Genomic DNA, 21,193 nt, shown 5'->3' on the forward strand with positions numbered 1-21,193 from the left:
CGGCCGACCGGTTCCCCGGAAAGCCCGACCCGGCCCGAGAAACGCCGTACAGAATGTGGCCAAGGGGACTGGGAAATGGGGGACGGAATATGGACCTGAGGCGGCGATTGACGCTCCTGACGGTGACCATCGCAGCCGCGCCGTTGGCCCTCGGCGGGTGCACCGCCGAGCGGGAGCGGGCAGCCGGGGCGGCCCCCGGCGGGGCGTCCGGTCCCACGGTGTCGGTGACGCCCGCCGACCGGGCGAAGGACGTGCCGGTCAGCGCCGAGGTCGGCACCGTCGTGCAGCACGGGCGGGTGACCAGCGTGAAGCTCACCGACGACAAGGGGAAGGCTGTCGCCGGGGAGCCTAGGGAGGACGGGTCGAGCTGGGTGCCGGCGGCCCCGCTGGGCGGCGGCCGGACCTACACCGCCGAGGTGACCGCGACCGGTGACGCGGGCCGGACGACCGTCGGGCGCACCACGTTCACCACGGCGACGAATACGAACCGGCAGGCGTTGACCAGTGTGCTCTATTTCGCCGGTAACCAGACGTACGGCACCGCGATGCCGGTGACGGTGGCTTTCGAACCGGCAATTCCCCGCGAGGCCCGGGCGGCCGTGCAGCGACGATTGTTCGTGAAGACCGATCCGCCGCAGCCGGGCACCTGGTCGTGGCTGGAGGACGGCAGCCAGGTCTACTACCGCGCGCCCGACTTCTGGCGCAGCGGGACGACGATCAGTGTCCGGTCCGCGCTGGAGGGGCTGCCGATCGGCAAGGAGTACGTCGGTGACGCCGACCGGCGGTCCACCTCGAAGATCGGCCGGCAGGTCGCCCTGGACATCGACAACGCCACCAAGCAGATGTCGGTCTTCCAGGACGGCAGGCTGGTCCGCAGGATCCCGGTCAGCCTGGGCAAGCCGAGCACGCCGAGTTCCAGCGGCAAGATGGTGATCATGGAGAAGCACCAGCAGACCCGGTTCGACACCCGGGGTGAGCCCGACGGCGGCTACGTGGTCGACGTCGAGGACGCCCAGCGCCTCACCTGGGGCGGCGAGTTCATCCACGCCGCACCCTGGTCGGAGGGGGACCAGGGGTACACCAACGTCTCGCACGGGTGCGCCAACGTCTCGTCCACCGCCGCCGACTGGCTGATGGGTGTCACCCAGGTCGGCGACCTGGTCACCGTGAAGGGCACCGAGGTGCCGCTGCGGCCGGGCAACGGCTGGACGGCCTGGAACACCGACTGGGCCGAGTTCGCCCGGGGCAGCGCGCTGCCCGTACCGCCGGGCCTGAAGCCGGCGGCCCCCACCAGCCCGTCGCACCCGGGGGCGGTCGCCGGCGGTTCGTCGCCCGCGCCGTCGCCCAGCGGCGGCTGACACCGGCCGGGGAGGACCGATCGGGTAGGTACGCCCGGTCCGCCGTCACCGGCGGCCGGTCGTACCGCCTCCCGTCCGGGTCCGTGCGCCTTACGGGCTGCTCGGGTGCGGCGGCGCGTGGCCGGCGGCCCTCCACCCTGAGGAGGAGTAGGGGTCGGCTCCGGGGCGACCCTGGGACTACCCGGAGACCCGCCCTGGGCAGGGCGGAAATGTCAGGGACTGGGGCTAGATTCGGGGCATGACGAAGGGCGAGGACGACCGCTTCCACGTGCGGCTCAGGGTGGCCGACGACGTGGCCGAGCTGCGCGCGGTCGGCGAGATCGACATCGCCACCGTCGGCGCGTTCCGGGCGGCGCTCTGGGCCGCGCCGGCCCGTCCGGTGCTCCGGCTCGACCTCTCCGGCGTGCGGCTGCTCTCCGCCGCCGGGGTGCGGGCGCTGGTCGCCGCCCACCTCAGGGTGCGGGCCCGCGGTGGTGAGCTGGTGGTGGTCGACCCCGATCCGGTGGTCGCCCGGGTGCTGCGGGCCACCGGACTGCACCGCATCATCGCGGTCCGGCACGGTGACCTCCCGGTCGAGGTCACGCGCCGCCCCCTGGCCGCCTGCGCCTGACCGGCCCCGCGTCCGCCTCCGGCCCGCGTCCGCCTCCGGCCCGCGCCGATTCCGGCCCGTGCCGTGAACGGTGCGCGGCCCGGCCGAGGGTGGCCCCGGGCAGTCGGGCACGGGGTCCGGGCAGGCGTGCGGGCGGGGCCGCCGGACAATGCCGGCGACCCCACCGACGGTCAGCGGACGCCGAGCAGGTCGACGACGAAGACCAGGGTCTCGTTCGGCTTGATGACGCCGCCCGCGCCCCGGCTGCCGTAGCCCAGGTGCGGCGGGATGGTGAGCCGGCGACGGCCGCCGACCTTCATGCCCACCACGCCCCGGTCCCAGCCGGCGATGACCCGGCCGCCGCCGAGCGGGAACTCGAAGGCCTCGCCCCGGTTCCAGGAGGCGTCGAACTCGCGGCCGGTGGAGTGGGACACCCCGACGTAGTGCACGTTGGCCAGTTGACCCGGCTGGGCCTCGGGACCGTCGCCGACCGTGAGGTCCTCGATCACGAGGTCGGCCGGCGGGGCGCCCTCGATCGGACCGATCTCCGGCTTGCCTGCCTGGGGCGTGTTCATTGCTGATCTCCTCCGTCGTCGCACGATCGTCCGGTCGGTGTCGATCCTGCCCGATCGTGACGGGCCGATTCCCGGCGGTCCCGGGACCGGGATTCCCGACCGGGGACGGACGCACGGCCAGGGGCGCCACCTCGATGGTGGCGCCCCTGGCCGTGCGGTCGGTCACCTGAGCCAGCCGAACCGGCGCACCAGTGGGAGCGTGGCCCAGACCCGGCCGAGACCGAGGGTGTTCCCCGCGCCGACCAGGGCGAGACCGGCCAGCACCGCGGCGTAGATCAGGTGGTCGTCCATGAAGGGGTTGTTCTCGGGAGGCAGGACGGCGGTCCACATCAGCACCATGAGCAGGCCACCGGCGGCCGCGGCGAGCCGCATCCCGATGCCGAGCAGCAGGGCCACCCCGATGCCGGCCAGGCCGGTCATGAACAGCCAGTCGGCCCAGGCCGCTCCAGCGATGTCCTGGTAGAGACCCTGGAACGGGCCTTTGGCACCGAAGGCGAGGAAGCCCTTCGTCGGGCTGCCGCCGTTGATCCAGGCGTTCTTCGTCGCGGTCTCGTGGCCGAGGCCGAACAGCTTGTCCAGGAAGGCCCAGAGGAAGATCCAGCCGAGGGCGATCCGGGTTCCCGCCCAGACGTACCGGGCGGCGCGCTGCCGGGTGGTCTCGGTGCCCGCCACCGGTGCGATGGTCCCGGCGGTGGTGTTCCGCTCGATCGTCGCGGTCATGGTCTCCACGTCCCTTCTCTGCCTGGCACCGCACTTCCCGGTGGCAGTTCCATTCCACGCCGACGGCGGCCGTCCCGGCAGGGCCGACCGGTCCGTGCCGGGACGGGACCTAAGTCCCCTGGTGGCGGTCTCCCGGCGGGACCTTCGGCCCCGCCGGTCCCGGTCCGTCCGCCTCTGCCCCGGCCGGCCGCGGCGGCCCTAGCGTCGGCCGGGAGAGCCCCGAGGAGGTCGTGATGAGGACGTGGCAGGTGGAGGACGTGATGACCCGGGAGGTCGCCACGGTGGGGGAGGAGACCCCCTACCGGGCGATCGTCGACGTGCTGGTCCGCCGGGGCATCAGCGCGGTGCCGGTGGTGGACGGGTTCCGCCGCGTGCTGGGGGTCGTGTCCGAGGCGGACCTGCTGCACAAGGTGGAGCACTCCGGGGCGCAGGAGGAGCGGCGGGTCTTCGCCGGGCGACGACGTCGGGTCTCCCGGGAGAAGGCGGAGGCGCTGCTGGCGGGGGAGCTGATGACCGCGCCGGCCGCCACCACCCACCCCGGGGCGTCCCTGCCGGCGGCGGCCCGGCTGATGGACCGGGAGGCCGTCAAGCGGCTGCCGGTCCTCGACGACCTGGGCCGGCTGGTCGGCATCGTCACCCGCGGCGACCTGCTCCGGGTGCACCTGCGCACCGACGCCGAGATCCGCCAGGACGTGGTGCAGGAGGTGCTGCGACGGGTGTTGGCGGTCCGGGACGGGTTGGTCACCGTGCGGGTCCGCGACGGCGCGGTGACGCTGGACGGCCGGCTGGACCGGCGGACCGCCGCCGAACTGGCGGTGAAGCTCGCCGGTCAGGTCAGCGGGGTGGTCCAGGTCACCAGCACGATCGGGTACGACCTGGACGACCGGGCCACGGCACCACGGACGGCGGGCGGGGTGACCCCGGTGGCCTGAGTCCGCCGCCACCGCACCGGCCGTCGCCCGGACGGCGGGCGGTGGGTCACCGCCCCGGCCTCACCGCCCGCCCGCGAGCTGGGCGGTGAGCAGGGCGGGGGCCGCCGCGAGGGACGGACCGTACCAGGTGAGATGCCGGCCGGAGACCAGCGCGTACGGGACGCCGGGGAAGGCGTCCGGTCCGTCCTCGGCGGTGAAGGCGTACGGCTCGTCGGGGAGCACCACCAGGTCGGGCCGGCGGGACCGCAGCGCGTCGAGGTCGGGTCGCGGGTAGCGCTCGGGGTCGTCGTCGTACAGGTTGACCACGCCGAGCCGGCGCAGCACGTCCCCGGCGAACGTGTCCCCGCCGAGCACCACCCACGGGCGACGCCACACCGGCACCACGGCCCGGCGGATCCGGGATCCGACGGCGGGGTCGGCCCAGGCCCGGCGGGCGTCGGTCAGCCAGCCCGGCTCCCCGGTCACTCCCAGCGCGGCGAGCACCCCGGCCAGCTCGTCCAGGGCCTGCGGCACGGTCCGCGGGTAGGTGACCAGCACCGCGACGCCGGCCGCGGTGAGCGCTTCCGCGTCGGCCCGCCGGTTCTCCTCCACGTTGAGCAGCACCAGGTCCGGCCGCAGCGCCAGGACCCGGTCCAGGTCGGGGTACTTGCTGCCGCCGACCCTGGCCACGTCCAGCCCGGCCGGGTGCACACACCAGTCGGTCGCGCCGACCAGCATCTCCGGCACGGTCGCCGCCACCGCCTCGGTCAGCGACGGCACCAACGAGACCACCCGCATCCCGGTGTCCCCCTGCTCAGTGCGCGGCGCTCGCGACGGCCTCCCGGGCCACCGTGGCCACCGGGACGCCCTCCCGGGCCGCCCAGTCGACGGCGTGCCGGACGTCGGCCACCGGCAGCGGCCGCCGGTCGGTCACCGTGACCGCCGTGTGCACCGCGAAGGACACGAACGGGTACGACCGGGCCAACCCGGCCACCGAGGTGTGCACCCGGCTCGCCACCGCCAGCGCCTCCTGCCGGTTCAGCGACGGCAGGATCAGCAGGTACTCGTCGGGGGCGAGGCGGACCGCCCGGTCGACCGGGCGCAGCGGCGCGGTCAACGCGGCGATCACCGCCTGCGCCTCCCGGGCCGCGCTGCGCCGTCCGAAGCGCTCCGGGGCACCGGCCGGCTCACCGACCCGTACCCCGATCAGCGCCACCGGCAGGGTGCCGGCGGCGGTCACCCCGTCCGTCCCCGCCCAGTGGCGCAGCGTCGGCTCGTCGACCAGCCCCGGTGCGCCCTCCTCCGGCTCGCCGCCCCGCCCCGGTCCACCGTGGTGGGCGCGGTCCACCCGTCCGGCCATCAGCCGCAACGCCGCCTCGGCCCGGCTCTCCCCGGGAGTCGCCGGCAGGTCCCGGACCCGGCGCAGCACCTGGTCGATCGCGGTCAGCGCGGTCGGCGGCAGCCGGTCGCCGAGCTGCGCCCGCAGCCGGATCACCTCGTGCAGCGCCTCGTCCCGCCGGAACCCCCAGCGGCCGGAGAAGAGCCGCCCCTCCTCCAGGGTGCCGGCCACCGCCACCTCCCGCCGGTCCCGGGCCACCAGGCTGGCCCCGAACCGGGGGGTCAACGCGACCACGCTCCACTCCTGGGCCAGTTCCTCGGTCTCCGCCAGCGCCACCGCGTACCCACCGGGCGGCAGCTCCGGTGGTGTCTCCCCGACCAGCCCGACCACGGTGACCGCCGCGCCCGCGGCGATCCTGCGGTAGCGGTCCCGCTCCCGCAGGAAGTACGGCATCCGTTGGAACAGGGCGATCACCACCAGCGGGCCGTCCTCGGCGGTGGCCAGCGCCGACCGCTCGATGGCGTGGGAGACCGTGACGAGACTCCGTTTGGTCAACAGTTGGGGGGCCGGTCCGTCGTGCAGCACCCCGTGAGCGTAGAGACACCGGTCGGTGCCCGCACGTGCCGCCCGGTGCCGGCTGTACCGGCGAGGCGGGAGCCGGGTCCGGCGTCCTAGACTCCTCCGGTCACCCTTCCCGCCACGGACGGACCGACCCGACGATGACGCGTACCGCCACCGACGACGCCCGGCTGCGGCCGGTGCCGGCCGGTGCCACGCCGCTGGTCGTCCGGGCCGGCCAGGCGGTGTACGGCGCCCGCCGCCTCGGTGACCTGGTGTCGCGGCGGCCGGCCGGGGTCACCGGGCACCAGTGGAGCTCGGCCGTGCGGGAGGAGTTCGACCACGTCGTCTGCGCCGCCGGCACCGGCGTGCCGTTGTTCGTCGTGACCGTCGGCCCCGTCGCGGCGGCCGGTTCGGCGCGGCAGCGGGCCGAGCGGACGTGTGCGGCGGTGTGCGCGGCGGTCGGGCTGCCGGTGCTGCGGATCGGTTCGCCGACGTTGCGGGCCGCCGGACACGGCCGGCGGATCGTCACGTACGTGATCGACGCGCGTGCCTACACCGCCGGAGCGACCCCGGACGACCCGGACGACGCCCGGGTCGACTACCGCGACATCGTCGGTCGGCTGCCGGACGGGCGCACCGGCCCGGTCAACGACCTCGGCGCCCTGTCCCGGGCGGCGGCCGTCGAGGCGTACGTGTCCCGGCGGCTCAGTGACCCGATCGTGCGCGGACTGCACGTGCGCTGGCACGGTGGGGTGGCCGAAGGCTGGAGCTGGGTCGAGGTGCGGCCCGGTCGGTGCCTGGTGGAACGGGTCACCGTGCACGGCACCCGGCTGAACTGCGGGGTGGACCCCGGTCGGCTCGCCGAGGACCTCGCGGCGATGGCGGTGGGCGACTGGCTGGCCGGCGTCGGATATGACGACGTCACCCTGCTCGACCGGGATGAACTGCGACGACAGATCCGCGCCCTGCGGGACCGGCGCGACGAGTTGAGCACGCCGTTCGCCTTCGACCATCTCTGTGTGGACTGACCCACCGTAACGACCCGCCGTCATTTACCGGCGACGGTTGGTGACATTCCGGCCCGTCCGGAAATCAGTCCCGGATCCTTCGGATCACGTTGAACCTTCGCCCGGGCCGGCCCGTACCTAAGCGGGAATGGACAGGATCTTCCCAGCCGCGCCACCCGACGCGGCGGACGGTGCGGAAAGGCATCGTCGGCCATCGACGTGCGACCGGAACGTCGCAGTGCCCCTGGACGGGGGCGACGGACCCAAATGGGCGTCTCCTCGTCGGGGACACGAGTCAGGTACCGGATCGAGAAGGAGAGCAATTCGATGCGCAGGTCCACAGGGGCACGCCGGTCATCCGGTAACGCGCGGAGCAAGCGGCTGCTGGCGGCGGTCGGTGCGCTCGTCGTCTTCGGCGGTATCGCCGCCGTCACCCAGATCTCATCGGCCGGGGACAAGCCGCGGCAGCAGACCCGCAACGTCTCGTCGGCCTGCGTCGCACCGAGCCCCGGTGCCACCTCGCCGAGCGGGCGCGGCAGCACCACCCAGACGTGGCAGAACGGTCGCTGGGTTCGTAACCACTGGGGTGACGGGCAGATGTCCGTGGCCGAGTGCCAGGCGGTCAAGGCCGGCAACGCCCCGGTGACCACGCTGGCCTCGACGGTGGCCTGCCCCGAGGTCACCCCTCGGCTGCCGCAGATCCCGGCCCAGGCCAAGGCCGAGGTGGACAAGGAACTCGCCCTGCTCAAGACCCAGATCGACGACGCCAACAAGCGGTTGGCCGCCGAGGGGCGCAACGGGCAGGCGTTCATCAACAACGCCATCCTCGGCCCGCTGGCGGACAAGCGCCGGTCGGCGTTGAACCGGATCGCCACCGCGATCGGCCGGTTCGCCCAGCGTCCGCAGGGCCTGGAGCAGCTCGCCGGCTGCCAGGTGGCGGCGGCCAACAACGGTGGCAACAACGGTGGCCAGAACGGCAACAACGGCGGTCAGAACGGGAACAACGGCAACAACGGCGGTCAGAACGGGAACAACGGCGGCCAGAACAACAACGGCAACAACGGCAACGCCCTGGGCGTGCTCGCCAAGGACTGCGCCAACAGCCGGTTGCAGCCGCACGACGGCTTCCAGAACGGCAACCGCTGCGTCAGCACCGCGTTCGGCGAGGTCGGTGCGGCGGCCAACAACCCGTCGCTGCTGATCACGCAGTTCCCGAACCAGGTGCAGCGCAACCAGGCGTTCAGCCTGAAGGTCTCCACCCGCAACCTGGTCCGGGACCGGTTCCTGGCGGCCGGCCAGGGTGGCTACTACCTGGAGAGCTCGGTGCTCAACGGGCAGGGCCTGACCCGTGGTCACTTCCACACCGCCTGCCGGATGCTGCAGAACACCAACCAGGCGCCGTCCAACCCGCAGGACGTTCCGGCGTTCTTCGTGGCCACCGAGGACGGTAAGGGTGGCAACCAGTCCGACGACGTGACCATCCAGATCCCGGGCCTGCCGCAGTCGGGTACGGCGCAGTGCGCGGTCTGGGCCGGTGACGGCTCGCACCGGGTGCCGATGATGGAGCGGGCCAACCAGACCCCGGCCTTCGACGTGGTGCGTATCCGGGTCAACTGACCGACAGGGTCGACGGCTGCGGGCCGTCCCGGGGGAGAGCCCCGGGGCGGCCCGCAGCTCTGTGTTTCCCGGGGTGGGCGGCCGGCAAGGGTTTTCGCCGTCCCGCCGCTGGGTGGAAATTGTGTACAGCGCGAAATGCGCCGGGGTCACGCTGATATCCCAGCGTGACCCCGGCGCACCCGATCGTGAGCCGACCTGGCGGTCAGCGGTTCTTCCACGCCTCCACGACCGAGACCGGGATGCGGCCGCGCTCGGAAATCTCGTGGCCGTTCTTGGTGGCCCATTCCCGGATCGCCCGGTTCTGCTCGCGATCCATTCCCGAGACACCGGCCCGCGCGGGGCGGCGAGCCGGCCGGCCCGCCTCGACCGCACCGCGCCCCATTCGACGGCCAGCGGTGATGTAGGCGTCCAGCGCCTTGCGCAGCACCCCCGCGTTCTCGTCGGAGAGGTCGATGGTGTACGCCGCCCCGTCCAGGCTGAACTCGACGGTCCGATCGGCCTTTCCGCCGTCGAGGTCGTCGGTCAGAACGGTGATTACTTTCCTTGCCATCGCCATTACTCCCTGTGTTGAGCGGGGTGTGCTAAGAGTTTGACGTATCTGACGGCAAATCCGCAACAATATGCCTCTCCTTCATTTGGCGGGTCGCGCCAATCCTGGGAAATCCCGCACCGGGCAATGCTGGGCACTGCGGGCGGTGACGGCCGGGATGTGTCCTGGGTCACAAGGCGGAACACAGGGCACGGTTTGTGACTTGAGTGAGACACGCTCAACTAGACCCGATGGCAGGTGTCCGATGGCAACCCTTCCGGTACTTCCCCTCACCGACGTCGTCCTGCTGCCCGGCATGGTCATCCCGGTGACCCTGGACCCGACGACCCAGTCCGCCGTGGACGCGGCGCGGGCCAGCGGCGACCAGACTCTGCTCGCCGTGCCGCGCATCGACGGCGAGTACGGCCCCGTCGGCACGATCGCCACCATCGAGAAGGTGGGCCGGCTCCCCGACGGTGAACCCGCCGCCGTGGTGCGCGGTCTGGCCCGGGCCCGGATCGGCTCCGGGGTTCCCGGCCCCGGCGCGGCCCTCTGGGTGGAGGCCACCCGACTCGACGAACCCGCTCCCGCCGGTCGCGCCCGCGACCTGGCCCGGGAGTACCGCGCCCTGATGACCTCGGTGCTCCAGCAGCGGGGCGCCTGGCAGGTCATCGACGCGATGGAACGGATGACCGACCTGTCCGAACTCGCCGACGCGGCCGGCTACGCCCCGTGGCTCAGCCTGCTGCAGAAGACCGCCCTGCTCGCCGCGCCCGACGTCACCGCCCGGCTGGAACTCCTGGTCGGCTGGGTGAAGGAGCACCTGGCCGAGCAGGAGGTGACCGAGCAGATCAACAGCGACGTCCGGGAGGGACTGGAGAAGTCCCAGCGGGAGTTCCTGCTCCGCCAGCAGCTCGCCGCGATCCGCAAGGAACTGGGCGAGGACGAGCCGGACGGCTCCGCCGACTACCGTTCCCGGGTGGAGTCCGCCGACCTGCCGGACAAGGTCCGCGAGGCGGCGCTGCGCGAGGTCGGCAAGCTGGAGCGGGCCAGCGACGCCTCCCCGGAGGCCGGCTGGATCCGGACCTGGCTGGACACGGTGCTGGAGATGCCCTGGAGCACCCGTACCGAGGACAACACCGACCTGGCGGCGGCCCGCGCGGTGCTCGACGCCGACCACGCCGGCCTGGCCGACGTGAAGGACCGCATCCTGGAGTACCTGGCGGTGCGCAACCGTCGGGCCGAGCGCAACCTCGGCGTGGTCGGCGGACGCGGCTCCGGCGCGGTGCTCGCCCTCGCCGGTCCGCCCGGCGTCGGCAAGACCAGCCTCGGTGAGTCGGTGGCCCGTGCGTTGGGCCGCAACTTCGTCCGGGTGTCGCTCGGCGGCGTCCGCGACGAGGCCGAGATCCGCGGCCACCGGCGCACCTACGTCGGCGCGCTGCCCGGCCGGATCGTCCGCGCCCTGCGCGAGGCCGGCTCGATGAACCCCGTGGTGCTCCTCGACGAGGTGGACAAGCTCGCCGTCGGGTACGCCGGCGATCCGGCCGCCGCCCTGCTGGAGGTGCTCGACCCGGCGCAGAACCACACCTTCCGGGACCACTACCTGGAGGTCGACCTCGACCTGTCCGACGTGCTCTTCCTGGCCACCGCCAACGTGGTGGAGACCGTCCCCGGCCCGCTGCTGGACCGGATGGAACTGGTCACCCTGGACGGTTACACCGAGGACGAGAAGGTCGCCATCGCCCGGGACCACCTGCTGCCCCGGCAACTCCAGCGGGCCGGGCTGACCGTCGACGAGGTCACCGTGGCCGACAAGACGCTCGCCCGGATCGCGGGGGAGTACACCCGGGAGGCCGGGGTGCGTCAGCTCGAACGGGCCCTGGCGAAGATCCTGCGTAAGGTCGCGGTCACCCTGACCACCGACCCGGCCCCGGTCCGGGTGGACACCGGCAACCTGGCCCGTTACCTGGGCCGGCCGAAGTTCACCCCGGAGTCGGCGGAGCGGACGGCGGTGCCCGGCGTGGCCACCGGCCTGGCGGTCACCGGCGCGGGTGGCGACGTGCTCTTCATCGAGGCGACCAGCATGGAGGGTGAGCCCGGGTTGACCCTGACCGGGCAGCTCGGCGACGTGATGAAGGAGTCGGCGCACATCGCCTGGTCGTACCTGCGGGCCAACGGACGGCGGTACGGGCTGGACCCGAACGTCCTCGCCGGACACCGGATCCACCTGCACGTCCCGGCGGGCGCGGTGCCCAAGGACGGACCGAGCGCCGGCATCACCATGGTCACCGCGCTGGCCTCCCTGGTGACCGGCCGGCCGGTGCGGCCCGAGTTCGGGATGACCGGCGAGGTGACGCTCTCCGGGCGGGTGCTGCCGATCGGCGGGGTCAAGCAGAAGCTGCTCGCCGCGCACCGGGCCGGACTGACCGAGGTGATCATCCCGGCCCGGAACGAACCGGACCTCGACGACCTGCCCACCGAGGTCCGCGAGGCGCTGACCGTGCACACCCTGGCCGACGTCGCGGACGTGCTGGCCCTGGCGTTGCGCCCGGCCGAGATCGACGCCGGGGCGCTGGGCGGTCAGCCGGTCGGCGCCGCCTGAGCCGTCCCGTCCGACACACCGTCCCCTCCGACGACCGGTCCGTTCCCGACGTCCCGTCCGGGCGTCGGGGGCGGACCGGCCCGTAGCCTGGACGTTCCCGCTTTCCCGTATCCCTCACCGTACGGTGGCACCCCCGGAGGCGATCTTCCGTGAACGTGTTCCTGTGGATCCTGCAGACCCTGCTCGCCGCGCTCTTCGCCGGCGCGGGACTGACCAAGCTGAGCCAACCCAAGGAGAAGCTGCGCGACCGGATGGGCTGGGTGGAGAACGTGCCACCCGCCCAGGTGAAGGCGCTCGGCGCGGCCGAGGTGCTGGCCGCGGTCGGGTTGGTCCTGCCCGGCCTCACCGGCATCGCCACGGTGCTCACCCCGCTGGCCGCCGTCGGGCTGGTGATCGTGATGGCCGGCGCGGTCGTGGTGCACGCCCGGGCCAAGGAACACCCCGGCACCGCGCTGACCGCGGTGCTGCTGGTGGTGGCGGCGATCGTGGCCTGGGGCCGGTTCGGGCCGTACCCGCTCTGAGTAGCCGTGACCGGCCCGCACCCGGGACGGGGCGCGGGCCGGGGTCACGCGGGGGGTGTCAGTGCCCCTCGCCGCCGCGGTCGCGCCGTACGGTCGCCTTGCGGCCCTTGATGGTGCTGTTGCGCAGTCCCGCGATCACCTCGTCGGCGACACCCTGCGGCACCTCCACGAGGGAGAACCGGTCGGCGATCTCGATCGAGCCGATGTCCCGGCCGCTCACCCGGGTCTCCCCGGTGATCGCCCCGACCAGGTCCTGCGGTCGGACCCCGGCGCGGCGGCCCAGACCGATGAAGACCTGGGCGGTGCCGCCGGTACGGGGGCGGCCGCTCCCGCCGCGTCGGTCGCCGCCCCGGCCGTCGAACCCGGGCCGGGACTCGCGGGGCGGGCGGACCGTCACCTGCGGGATCTCCTCCTCGTCGTCGGAGCCGGGCAGGGCCGCCTCGTGGGCCAGCTTGACGGCGGCCAGGGCCACCTCCATCAGGTCGAACTCGTCCGACAGCGACTCCACGATCACCCGGAACGGGTCCAGGTCGTCCTCCAGCAGGCTCTCCCGCAGGGCCGCCTGGGTCAGCGCCATCCGTCGGGTCCGCAGGTCCGCCACCGTCGGGATCTTGTCGATGTCGATCCGCTGGCCGGTCACCCGTTCGATGGTCTTGAGCATCCGGTGCTCCCGGGGCTCGGCGAGGGTGATCGCCACCCCCTCCCGACCGGCCCGACCCACCCGGCCGATCCGGTGCACGTACGACTCCGGCGCCGACGGCACGTCGTAGTTGACCACGTGGGTGAGCTGCTCGACGTCCAGGCCGCGGGCCGCCACGTCGGTGGCCACCAACAGGTCGGCGGTGCCGGCGCGCAGCCGACCCATCACCCGGTCCCGCTGCTCCTGGCTCATCCCGCCGTGCAGCGCCTCGGCCCGGTAGCCCCGTCCGTTCATGGTCTCGGTCAGCCGGTCGACCTCCTCCCGGCTGCGACAGAACACGATCGCCGCGGTCGGGGACTCCACGTCCAGCACCCGACCCAGCACCGCCGGCTTGTGCGCCCGGGTGACGATGTACGCGCTCTGCCGCACCCGGGGGGCCTCGCCGGCCACCGGTTGCTCCCGGCCGATCTGGATCCGCTCCGGGTCGGTCAGGTGCTTACGGGCCAGGCCGTCGATCCGGGCCGGCATGGTGGCCGAGAAGAGCACCGTCTGGCGTTGCGCGGGGGCGTGCTCCAGGATCGCCTCGATGTCCTCGGCGAAACCCATGTCGAGCATCTCGTCGGCCTCGTCCAGCACCACCGTGGCCAGTGACCCCAGCCGCAGGGTGCCCCGGGCGATGTGGTCCAGCGCCCGCCCGGGGGTCGCCACCACCACGTCCACCCCGAGGTCCAGGGCGCGGAGCTGGCGGCCGATCGGCTGGCCACCGTAGATCGGCAGCACCCGGGCACCGAGATCCTTGCCGTACCGGTGGAACGCCTCGGAGACCTGGACGGCCAGCTCCCGGGTGGGCACCAGCACCAGCGACACCGGGTCGCCGCCGCTGCGGTCCTCCGGCATCCGCTGCAACAGGGGCAGGGCGAACGCGGCAGTCTTGCCCGTACCGGTGGCGGCCTGTCCGAGCAGGTCCCGGCCGGCCAGCAGCAGCGGGATCGCCTCCCGTTGGATCGGGGTCGGCTCCTCGTAGCCGAGTGCGGCGAGGGCGCCCAGCAGTTCGGCGCGCAGCCCGAGATCCACGAAGGCGGGCACCCTGTCGGAGTCGCCGGGAGCGGAGAGGTCGGTCGGTGTCGGTGCGGAACTCATGGGGCAAAGTTTTCCATCACCCCCGTCGGGCCGTTCCGCCGACCGGCACAACCGTGCCGGTCGGCACAGCGGCGGTGGGAACCGCCCGATAGCCTGACGGTCGTGCGTACGGTCGAGCTGCTCTGCTGCCCGGCGCTGGAGGAGGCGGTCCGCGCCGCCTGGGGCCGGTTGGCCGGGGCGGGGCTGCCCAGCCTGGCCCGGCACGACCATCCGACGAACCGGCCGCATTTGACCCTGGCCGCGGTCGACGCCTTCCCGCCCGGCGCGGCGGACCGGCTCGCCGGGCTCTTCGACGACGCGCTGCCCCTGCCGGTCCGGCTGGACCGGGCGACGGTGCTCGACGGCAGCGCCCCGTTGGTCTGGCCGGTACGGCCCACGGCGGCGCTGACCGGCCTGCACCGGGCCGTCTGGGCCGCGCTCGACGGCGCGGCCGGCCGGCGGCCCTGGCACGCCCCGGGCCACTGGACTCCGCACCTGAGCCTGGCGTTGCGCTTCCGTGACCACGACCGGCGGCTGGCCCGCGCCGTGGTCGACGGCGACCGGCCCGCTGGCCGGTTCGTCGCGGCGCGCAGTTACGACAGCGACACCCGGACGGTCCGGCCGCTGGGCGGTGGCTTCCCACCGGAGTGATGCTGGTCTATGGTGGGCGGAGCGCTCCCGTCGACGGTCCGTCCGACCGCCCGGCGGATCAATGCTGCGCCGGGTCCGGTCGGATGGTCACTGCCATCACCACCGGAAGAGGCCACATGCCCCAGCATCCCCGACGGCGTCCGGTCGCGCTCGCGGCTGCCGCCCTGCTCGCCCTCGGCGGGCTCGCGGCCGTGCCGCAGCTCGCCTCCGCCGCCCCCGACCCCGGCTCACCGGTCAAGGTCAACCAGGTCGCCTACGTGCCAGGGCTGCCCAAGCAGGCCACCGTCGTGAACTCCGCGAACTCCCCGCTCGGCTGGACGCTGCGCAACGCCGGCGGCGCCACGGTCGCCTCCGGGCAGACCACGGTACGGGGCGCCGACGCGCTCTCCGGCGACCCGGTGCACATCGCCGACTTCTCCGCCTACGACACCCCGGGCACGGGCTACGTGCTGTCGGTCGGCGGGAGCAACAGCTACCCGTTCGACATCTCCGCCGACCCGGTCCGCCGGCTGCGCGGTGACTCGCTGGCGTTCTTCTACCACCAGCGCAGCGGCACCCCGATCGACGCCCAGTACGTGGGTTCCCGGTACGCCCGGCCGGCCGGGCACGTCAACGTCGCACCGAACCGGGGCGACAACAACGTGCCGTGCCGCACCTCCTGCGGTTACACCCTGGACGTGCGCGGTGGCTGGTACGACGCCGGTGACCAGGGCAAGTACGTGGTGAACGGTGGCCTGGCCACCTGGCAGCTCCAGAACATCTACGAGCGGACCCTGCACGTCGCCGGGGCCGACAGGTCGGCCGTCGCCGACGGCACGCTGGCCATCCCCGAGCGGTCCAACGGGGTGCCGGACGTGCTCGACGAGGCCCGCTGGGAGCTGGAGTTCCTGCTCAAGATGCAGGTGCCGGACGGCCGGACCAACGCCGGCATGGTGCACCACAAGATCCACGACCAGAACTGGACCGCGCTGCCCACCCGTCCCGAGCTGGACAGCGAGGCACGGCTGCTGTCCCCGGTGAGCACCGCCGCCACCCTCAACATGGCCGCGGTGGCCGCCCAGGCGTCCCGGCTGTGGAAGCCGTTCGACGCCGCCTTCGCCTCCCGGGCGCTGGCTGCCGCCGAGAAGGCGTACACGGCGGCGAAGGCCAACCCGAACCGGCTCGCCCCGGCCACCGACAACACCGGCGGCGGCGCGTACGAGGACAACACCGTCACCGACGAGTTCTACTGGGCGGCGGCCGAGTTGTACGCCACCACCGGCTCGACCGGCTACCGCAACGACCTCAGCGGCTCCCCGCACGCCCGGGGGTCCAGCTTCACCCGCGGCGCGTACGACTGGAGCTGGACCGCCGGGCTGGGTGACACCACCCTGGCCCTGGTGCCGACCGGGCTGGCCAGCGGCGACGTCAGCGCGATCCGTTCGGCGATCGTCGGCTTCGCCGACCGGATGCTCGCCCAGATCGCCAACCAGGGCTACCCGGCCCCGGGCAGCGGCAACGGCACGTACTACTGGGGTTCCAACGGCGCGGTCGCCAACAACGCCAACGCGCTCGCGGTGGCCTACGACCTGACCCGCACGACGAAGTACCGCAACGGTGCCTTCGCCGCCTACGACTACCTGCTCGGCCGCAACCCGCTCAACCAGTCCTACGTGGCCGGCTACGGGGACAAGCCGGTGCGCAACCTGCACCACCGGTTCTGGGCCAACCAGAACGACGGCTCGCTGCCCACCGCGCCGCCCGGCTCGCTCTCCGGCGGCCCGAACAGCGAGTTGCAGGACCCGGTCGTCCAGGCCCAGCTCGGTGGCTGCAAGCCGCAGAAGTGCTTCGTCGACGACATCGGGGCGTACTCGGTCAACGAGGTGGCGATCAACTGGAACTCGGCGATGGCCTGGCTGGTGCACTGGGCGGCCGAGCAGGCGGGCGCCGGCACCGGGCCCGACCCGACGCCGACCCCCACGGTGACGCCGCCGCCGACCACCACGCCGCCCCCGCCCACCACCACCCCGCCGCCCACCACCACGCCCCCGCCGGCCGGCGGGTGCGCGGTGACGTACTCGGCGAACAGCTGGAGCACCGGCTTCACCGGCAGCGTCACGCTGGCCAACACCAGCGCGACCGCCTGGTCGTCGTGGCGGCTGACCTTCCGGTTCACCGGTAACCAGCAGATCAGCCAGGGCTGGTCCGGCCGGTTCAGCCAGAGCGGCAGCGAGGTCACGGTGACCAACGAGAGCTACAACGGCGCGGTCGCGCCGAACGGCTCGGTCAACCTCGGCTTCAACGCCTCGTACACCGGCACGAACGCGACCCCGACCGGGTTCGCCGTGAACGGGACGGCCTGCACGCTGCGCTGACCTGTCGACCACCCCGGGCCGCCCGTCGCCCACCGGCGGGCGGCCCGGGGTGGTCCGGCGTTCCCGCCGACCGGCCGGGGTGGGCCGTGCTCCGGTGTCCCGGCGGCGCGTCCGCACGTCGCCCTTCGGGGGCTGTGGGAGGAATGCTCCTTCTCTGCCGGTTCACAGCGTTTACGGTGCGTTCAGGTTTATCCGCACCGCGTACCGGGAGAGGACCGACCATGCGCGTGCCCAGCCGAAGCCCCGGCCAACAGCCCGGTGTCACCCCACCCGCCCCGGCCCGCCGGTCGCCGGTGCCGACGCACGCCGGCCGGCCGGTCGCGCCCGACCTCGACGCCTACCGGACGGCGGTCGCGGAACTCCTGGTCGAGGTCGGCGCGTTGGCCGGCACCGCCGCCACCGCCGCCCGCCAGGTGCTGCTCGACGAGCGGCTGCGCGAACCGGCCATCGCCGACGTGCTCGACGCGACCGAGCAGGGCCTGCTCGGTGCCCGCGAGACCCTGCTGCTGGAGCTGGCCCGCCACCAGCCCGACGCCCACGCCTCGGCCCCGGACCTGACCGCCCTGGTCCGGATCTACCTGCTCTCCCGCATCGACCTCATGTGGTGGCGGGACGCCCCCGTCCTGCGCACCGACGCGCAGGTCGACACGCACCACGACCTGATCGACCCGGAGTGGTTGCGTCGTCGCGGCCTGCTCGGCTTCCGCTACCGGGAGCAGCCGTCGGGCGTCCTCGGTCGCGGCGTGCGTGGCCTGCGGCAGCGGTTGGTGCCGGAGGCCGCCCCACGTACCGCCGGGGTGCCCTTCCGGCGGACCCGCCGGGAGATCGTCGCGCTCCTCAACGACCTCGCCCGGGAGTTCGCCCGGTCCGCCCCGCCGGGTACCCCGCCGCTGTGGGTGACCAGCCTGGCACACAGCGCCGAACACCAGTACCGGTTGCGTCGGCTCGGGTACCCGGCGATGCTCCCCAGCGCGCACTGCCTCGGTTGGGCGGTGGACGTGGAACTGGCCTGGTACGCCCGGTTCGGCGCGCGTGACGTGCTGGCGGAGATCCTGCTGGCCCGACAGGCCGCCGGTGAGGTGAACGTCATCGACGAGGGGTCCAGCTGGCACGTGTGCCCGGCCCCGGCCGCCCGCGCCCGGTTGCGCTCGGCGTACGAGGCGGAGATGGGGAGCTGAGGCCACCCGCGCCGTCCGGCCCGGATCACCGGCTCTCCGCGGGCAGGGGCGGCGTGCCCCGCCCGTCAGCCGGTTACCAGCAGGGCGAGCACCGCGGCCAGCGTGGCGAACACCGCGACCACCGCGCTGGTCGCCACGAACCGGCCCAGGGGCACGGTCACCCCGGCGGCCCGGCAGCGCTCGTACCACAGCAGGGTGGCCAGCGAGGCCCACGGCACCGCCAGCGGGCCGACGTTGGTGCCGATCAGCAGGGCCAGCAGCCGGGTCTCGTCTCCGGCGGGGAGGACCGCTTCGCCGGCCAGGTAGGCGGGCAGGTTGTTGACCAGGTTGGCCAGCAACGCGCCGGTGCCCCCGGCCCGCAGCGCCCCCACCGTGCCCCCGGCCTCGCCGAGCAGCACCGACACCACGTCGTCCAGTCCGTGCCGGCCGAGGGTCTGCACCACCAGGAACAGGCCGGTCACGAAGACCAGCAGCCGCCAGGGCAGCAACGCCGGGCGCAGGGTCCGCCGGGAGCGGACCGCGAAGCCGAGCACCACCAGCCCGGCGGCGACGGCGGCGGCGACGCCGATCTCCACCCCGGCCAGGATGCCGGCGACGAGCAGCAGGCAACCGGCGACCGCCGTGCCGAACAGCAGCCGGTCGGCCGGTCGGTGCGGCGCGGGCGGGGTGAACCGGTCCGTGTCGCGCCGACCCCGCCGCCAGTGCCAGAACCACAGCCCCGCCATGGTCACCCCGATCGCCGCGAGCTGGGGCAGCGCCATCCTGGCCGCGTACGCCGCCGGGGCCAGGTCGACCCGGTCGGCGGCGAGCAGGTTGGTCAGGTTCGACACCGGCAGCAGCAGGCTGGCGGTGTTGGCCAGCCAGACCGTGGTCATCGCCAGCGGCCCCGGGGCGGTGCCCAGCTTGCGGGCCAGCGCGATCATCACCGGGGTGAGCAGGACCGCGGTGGTGTCCAGGTTGAGCGCGATGGTGGTGAGCGCGGCGAACCCGACGCAGAGCAGGAACAGCGCGGCGAAGCTGCCCCGGGCGGCGATCGCCAGCCGGGTGGCCAGCACGTCGAACACCCCGGCGACGGCGGTCAGCTCGGCGAGCACCACCACCGCGCCGAGGAAGAGCAGCAGCGGCAGGACGCGGTGCAGGGTCGCCGCGGCGTCGGCCCGGGGGAGCAGGCCGGTCAGCACCGCGCCCGCACCGGCCAGGGCCAGCCCGATCGCCACCTGGTCCAGCGGGTGCAGCCGTGGGCGGCGGGGCCGGTCGGTCGGTACGGGCGGCATGTCGCCGGCAGGTGTCACGGCGCCTGATCCTCGCACAGCCGGTGCGGGTCCGCCGCCGGACCGCCCGAACGGCCCGACCGTCGTGGCCGGGCCGTCCGGGCCGCCGGGTCACCAGCTCAGGTAGCCGGCCTGGGTCTGGACGTTCAGCTCCGGGATCCGGACCAGGTCGGCTGTCCAGGTCCGCCAGTCGCTGAGCTTCAGCACGTCCAGGCCCTTCTGGATGTCGCTGGAGTAGATGTGCCCGTTGTAGTAGTACGTCGACCAGGCGCCACCGGTGGTGAGCTGGGTGTCCGACAGCGGCCCGCGCTCCCAGAAGCCGATCTCCTTCGGCCGGGTCGAGTCGGTGAAGTCCCAGACCGAGACCCCGCCCTGGTACCACGCCTGCACCATGACGTCCCGCCCGAGCACCGGGATCAGCGAGCCGTTGTGCGCCACGCAGTTCTCGGTGTCGGCGTTCACCCGGGGGATCTTGTAGTAGCTGCGGAAGACCATCTTCCGGGCGTCACCCCGGCCGGTGATGTCGTAGACGGCGTCCGCGCCACGGTTCGGGCCGACGACCTCGTTGCAGGTGGCCGCGCCGCCGCCACCGAGTTCGTCGGTGAAGACCACCTTGGTGCCGGCGTTGTTGAAGGTGGCCGAGTGCCAGAACGAGAAGTTGACCGTGTCCCGGATCCGGTTGATCACCCGGGGCGCCTCGCGGTCCCGGATGTCGAGCAGGACGCCGTCGCCCATGCAGGCGCCGGCGGCCAGGTCCCTGGTCGGGTAGGCGGTGATGTCGTGGCACCCGGTGGTGGCCGAGGTCTGCCCCGGCACACCCTCGTAGCCGCCGTCCGGGAAGAGGTTCGGTGTGGCCACCACCGCGGCCTCGGTGGGCTCGTGCACCGGGACCTTGACGATCGAGATCGAGTCGTGCGGCGGCTGGCAGTCGGGGTAGTCGGCCCGCGGGCTGTACGACGACACGTACAGGTAGACCGTCCTGCGGTCCTTGCCCGGCACGAGGGTGTGGGTGTGCGAACCGCAGGCGGTCTCCACCGACTTCAGGTAGCGCGGGTTGGCCTTGTCGCTGATGTCGAAGACCTTGATGCCCTCCCACGACTCCTTCACCGTCGCCGGCTGCGTCACGCTGGCGCAGGAGTCGTCGTTGCGCGACGAGTCGGTGGAGAGGAAGAGCAGATTGCCGTAGACCGAGATGTCGTTCTGTGAACCGGGGCAGAGCACCTGCGAGACGATCGTCGGGGCGTTGGGACGGCCGATGTCGTAGACGACGAAGCCGTTGTAGTTGCCGACGAAGGCGTACCGGCCCTGGAAGGCCATGTCGGTGCCGAGCGCGCTGGTGGTGTCGAAGGGTGCCTGCTTGGGCAGGTTGGCCACCTGGCGCAGGTTGGGGCTGCTGGAGATCTCGTCCACGCCGAGGCCCGGGGCCGTCGCCGGTACGCCCCGCGTCGTGGTGGCCGGTGCGGCGTTGCCCGCCGGGCTGGTGGCGACGCTGGCCACCAGCAGGCCCGCGGCGATCAGGCTGACGGCTCTCAACTGCCGTCGTCGGGGCAGGGGGAATCTGGTCATCGGCAGAAACCTTCAAAGGGGACGACGCGTGCCGAATACCTTACGCGTCAACGAAGTCTGTCGATGTGATTCACGTCACATATAA

18 protein-coding genes are annotated in these 21,193 nt (G+C 73.3%); 10 read left to right on the forward strand and 8 right to left on the reverse strand.

Going from position 1 to position 21,193, the window contains the following annotated elements:
* The first annotated feature begins 89 nt into the window (after positions 1-89).
* Together O7612_RS14315 and O7612_RS14320 are read left to right on the forward strand one after the other, a co-directional pair.
* Positions 90-1,358 carry an Ig-like domain-containing protein gene (locus tag O7612_RS14315; protein ID WP_282273716.1) on the forward strand — a complete coding sequence of 423 codons (1,269 nt, stop codon included), beginning with the start codon at positions 90-92 and terminating at the stop codon, positions 1,356-1,358.
* A 238-nt stretch (positions 1,359-1,596) separates the two neighbouring features.
* Positions 1,597-1,968 (forward strand): STAS domain-containing protein, encoded by a 372-nt coding sequence (locus tag O7612_RS14320; RefSeq protein WP_282273717.1) that lies wholly within the window; start codon positions 1,597-1,599, stop codon positions 1,966-1,968.
* Between the two features lie 170 nt (positions 1,969-2,138).
* On the opposite strand, the gene O7612_RS14325 is transcribed toward O7612_RS14320, so the two are convergent.
* Together O7612_RS14325 and O7612_RS14330 are read right to left on the reverse strand one after the other, a co-directional pair.
* The gene (locus O7612_RS14325) at positions 2,139-2,522 is read right to left on the reverse strand and encodes an FKBP-type peptidyl-prolyl cis-trans isomerase (RefSeq protein ID WP_282273718.1); all 384 of its coding nucleotides are present in this window, start codon (positions 2,520-2,522) and stop codon (positions 2,139-2,141) included.
* 162 nt (positions 2,523-2,684) lie between these two features.
* Positions 2,685-3,251, reverse strand: a complete 567-nt coding sequence (locus O7612_RS14330) for a DoxX family membrane protein (RefSeq protein WP_282273719.1) — start codon at positions 3,249-3,251, stop codon at positions 2,685-2,687.
* 224 nt (positions 3,252-3,475) lie between these two features.
* On the opposite strand from O7612_RS14330, the gene O7612_RS14335 reads away from it, so the two are divergent.
* Positions 3,476-4,174, forward strand: coding sequence for a CBS domain-containing protein (locus tag O7612_RS14335; RefSeq protein WP_282273720.1), 699 nt, complete (start codon positions 3,476-3,478; stop codon positions 4,172-4,174).
* Positions 4,175-4,234: 60 nt separating this feature from the next.
* Here the strand turns inward: O7612_RS14335 and O7612_RS14340 are convergent, their stop codons facing one another.
* Positions 4,235-4,951 (reverse strand): helical backbone metal receptor, encoded by a 717-nt coding sequence (locus O7612_RS14340; protein WP_282273721.1) that lies wholly within the window; start codon positions 4,949-4,951, stop codon positions 4,235-4,237.
* Between the two features lie 16 nt (positions 4,952-4,967).
* Positions 4,968-6,077: a DICT sensory domain-containing protein gene (locus O7612_RS14345; protein ID WP_282273722.1), complete on the reverse strand. Its 1,110-nt coding sequence runs from the start codon at positions 6,075-6,077 to the stop codon at positions 4,968-4,970.
* 134 nt (positions 6,078-6,211) lie between these two features.
* Here O7612_RS14345 and O7612_RS14350 point away from each other — a divergent pair, with 134 nt between their 5' ends.
* Together O7612_RS14350 and O7612_RS14355 are read left to right on the forward strand one after the other, a co-directional pair.
* A complete protein-coding gene (locus O7612_RS14350; RefSeq protein ID WP_282273723.1) occupies positions 6,212-7,081 on the forward strand; it encodes a hypothetical protein in 870 nt (289 codons plus the stop codon).
* A gap of 306 nt (positions 7,082-7,387) precedes the next feature.
* A complete protein-coding gene (locus O7612_RS14355; protein WP_282273724.1) occupies positions 7,388-8,677 on the forward strand; it encodes a hypothetical protein in 1,290 nt (429 codons plus the stop codon).
* Between the two features lie 202 nt (positions 8,678-8,879).
* Here the strand turns inward: O7612_RS14355 and O7612_RS14360 are convergent, their stop codons facing one another.
* Complete coding sequence (locus tag O7612_RS14360) at positions 8,880-9,227, reverse strand: Lsr2 family protein (protein WP_282273916.1); 348 nt, start codon at positions 9,225-9,227, stop codon at positions 8,880-8,882.
* A gap of 244 nt (positions 9,228-9,471) precedes the next feature.
* Between O7612_RS14360 and lon the strand changes: the two genes are divergently transcribed.
* Together lon and O7612_RS14370 are read left to right on the forward strand one after the other, a co-directional pair.
* Positions 9,472-11,808 carry an endopeptidase La gene (gene lon / locus O7612_RS14365; RefSeq protein WP_282273725.1) on the forward strand — a complete coding sequence of 779 codons (2,337 nt, stop codon included), beginning with the start codon at positions 9,472-9,474 and terminating at the stop codon, positions 11,806-11,808.
* Between the two features lie 149 nt (positions 11,809-11,957).
* Positions 11,958-12,329, forward strand: a complete 372-nt coding sequence (locus O7612_RS14370) for a DoxX family protein (protein WP_282273726.1) — start codon at positions 11,958-11,960, stop codon at positions 12,327-12,329.
* Positions 12,330-12,387: 58 nt separating this feature from the next.
* Here the strand turns inward: O7612_RS14370 and O7612_RS14375 are convergent, their stop codons facing one another.
* Positions 12,388-14,109 (reverse strand): DEAD/DEAH box helicase, encoded by a 1,722-nt coding sequence (locus O7612_RS14375; protein WP_282273727.1) that lies wholly within the window; start codon positions 14,107-14,109, stop codon positions 12,388-12,390.
* A 102-nt stretch (positions 14,110-14,211) separates the two neighbouring features.
* Between O7612_RS14375 and O7612_RS14380 the strand changes: the two genes are divergently transcribed.
* The 3 genes from O7612_RS14380 (at position 14,212) to O7612_RS14390 (ending at position 18,271) form a co-directional block, all read left to right on the forward strand.
* Positions 14,212-14,739, forward strand: a complete 528-nt coding sequence (locus tag O7612_RS14380) for a 2'-5' RNA ligase family protein (RefSeq protein ID WP_282273728.1) — start codon at positions 14,212-14,214, stop codon at positions 14,737-14,739.
* Between the two features lie 116 nt (positions 14,740-14,855).
* Positions 14,856-17,093, forward strand: a complete 2,238-nt coding sequence (locus O7612_RS14385) for a glycoside hydrolase family 9 protein (RefSeq protein ID WP_282273729.1) — start codon at positions 14,856-14,858, stop codon at positions 17,091-17,093.
* Between the two features lie 221 nt (positions 17,094-17,314).
* A complete protein-coding gene (locus O7612_RS14390; protein WP_282273730.1) occupies positions 17,315-18,271 on the forward strand; it encodes a hypothetical protein in 957 nt (318 codons plus the stop codon).
* Between the two features lie 65 nt (positions 18,272-18,336).
* On the opposite strand, the gene O7612_RS14395 is transcribed toward O7612_RS14390, so the two are convergent.
* On the reverse strand, positions 18,337-19,563 hold the full coding sequence (locus O7612_RS14395; protein WP_282273731.1) for an SLC13 family permease: 1,227 nt from the start codon (positions 19,561-19,563) through the stop codon (positions 18,337-18,339).
* A gap of 90 nt (positions 19,564-19,653) precedes the next feature.
* On the reverse strand, positions 19,654-21,108 hold the full coding sequence (locus tag O7612_RS14400; RefSeq protein WP_282273732.1) for a hypothetical protein: 1,455 nt from the start codon (positions 21,106-21,108) through the stop codon (positions 19,654-19,656).
* Positions 21,109-21,193 lie beyond the last annotated feature (85 nt).

Origin of the sequence: Micromonospora sp. WMMD987 (genome assembly GCF_029581435.1) — a bacterium.
Lineage (GTDB): Bacteria > Actinomycetota > Actinomycetes > Mycobacteriales > Micromonosporaceae > Micromonospora > Micromonospora rifamycinica.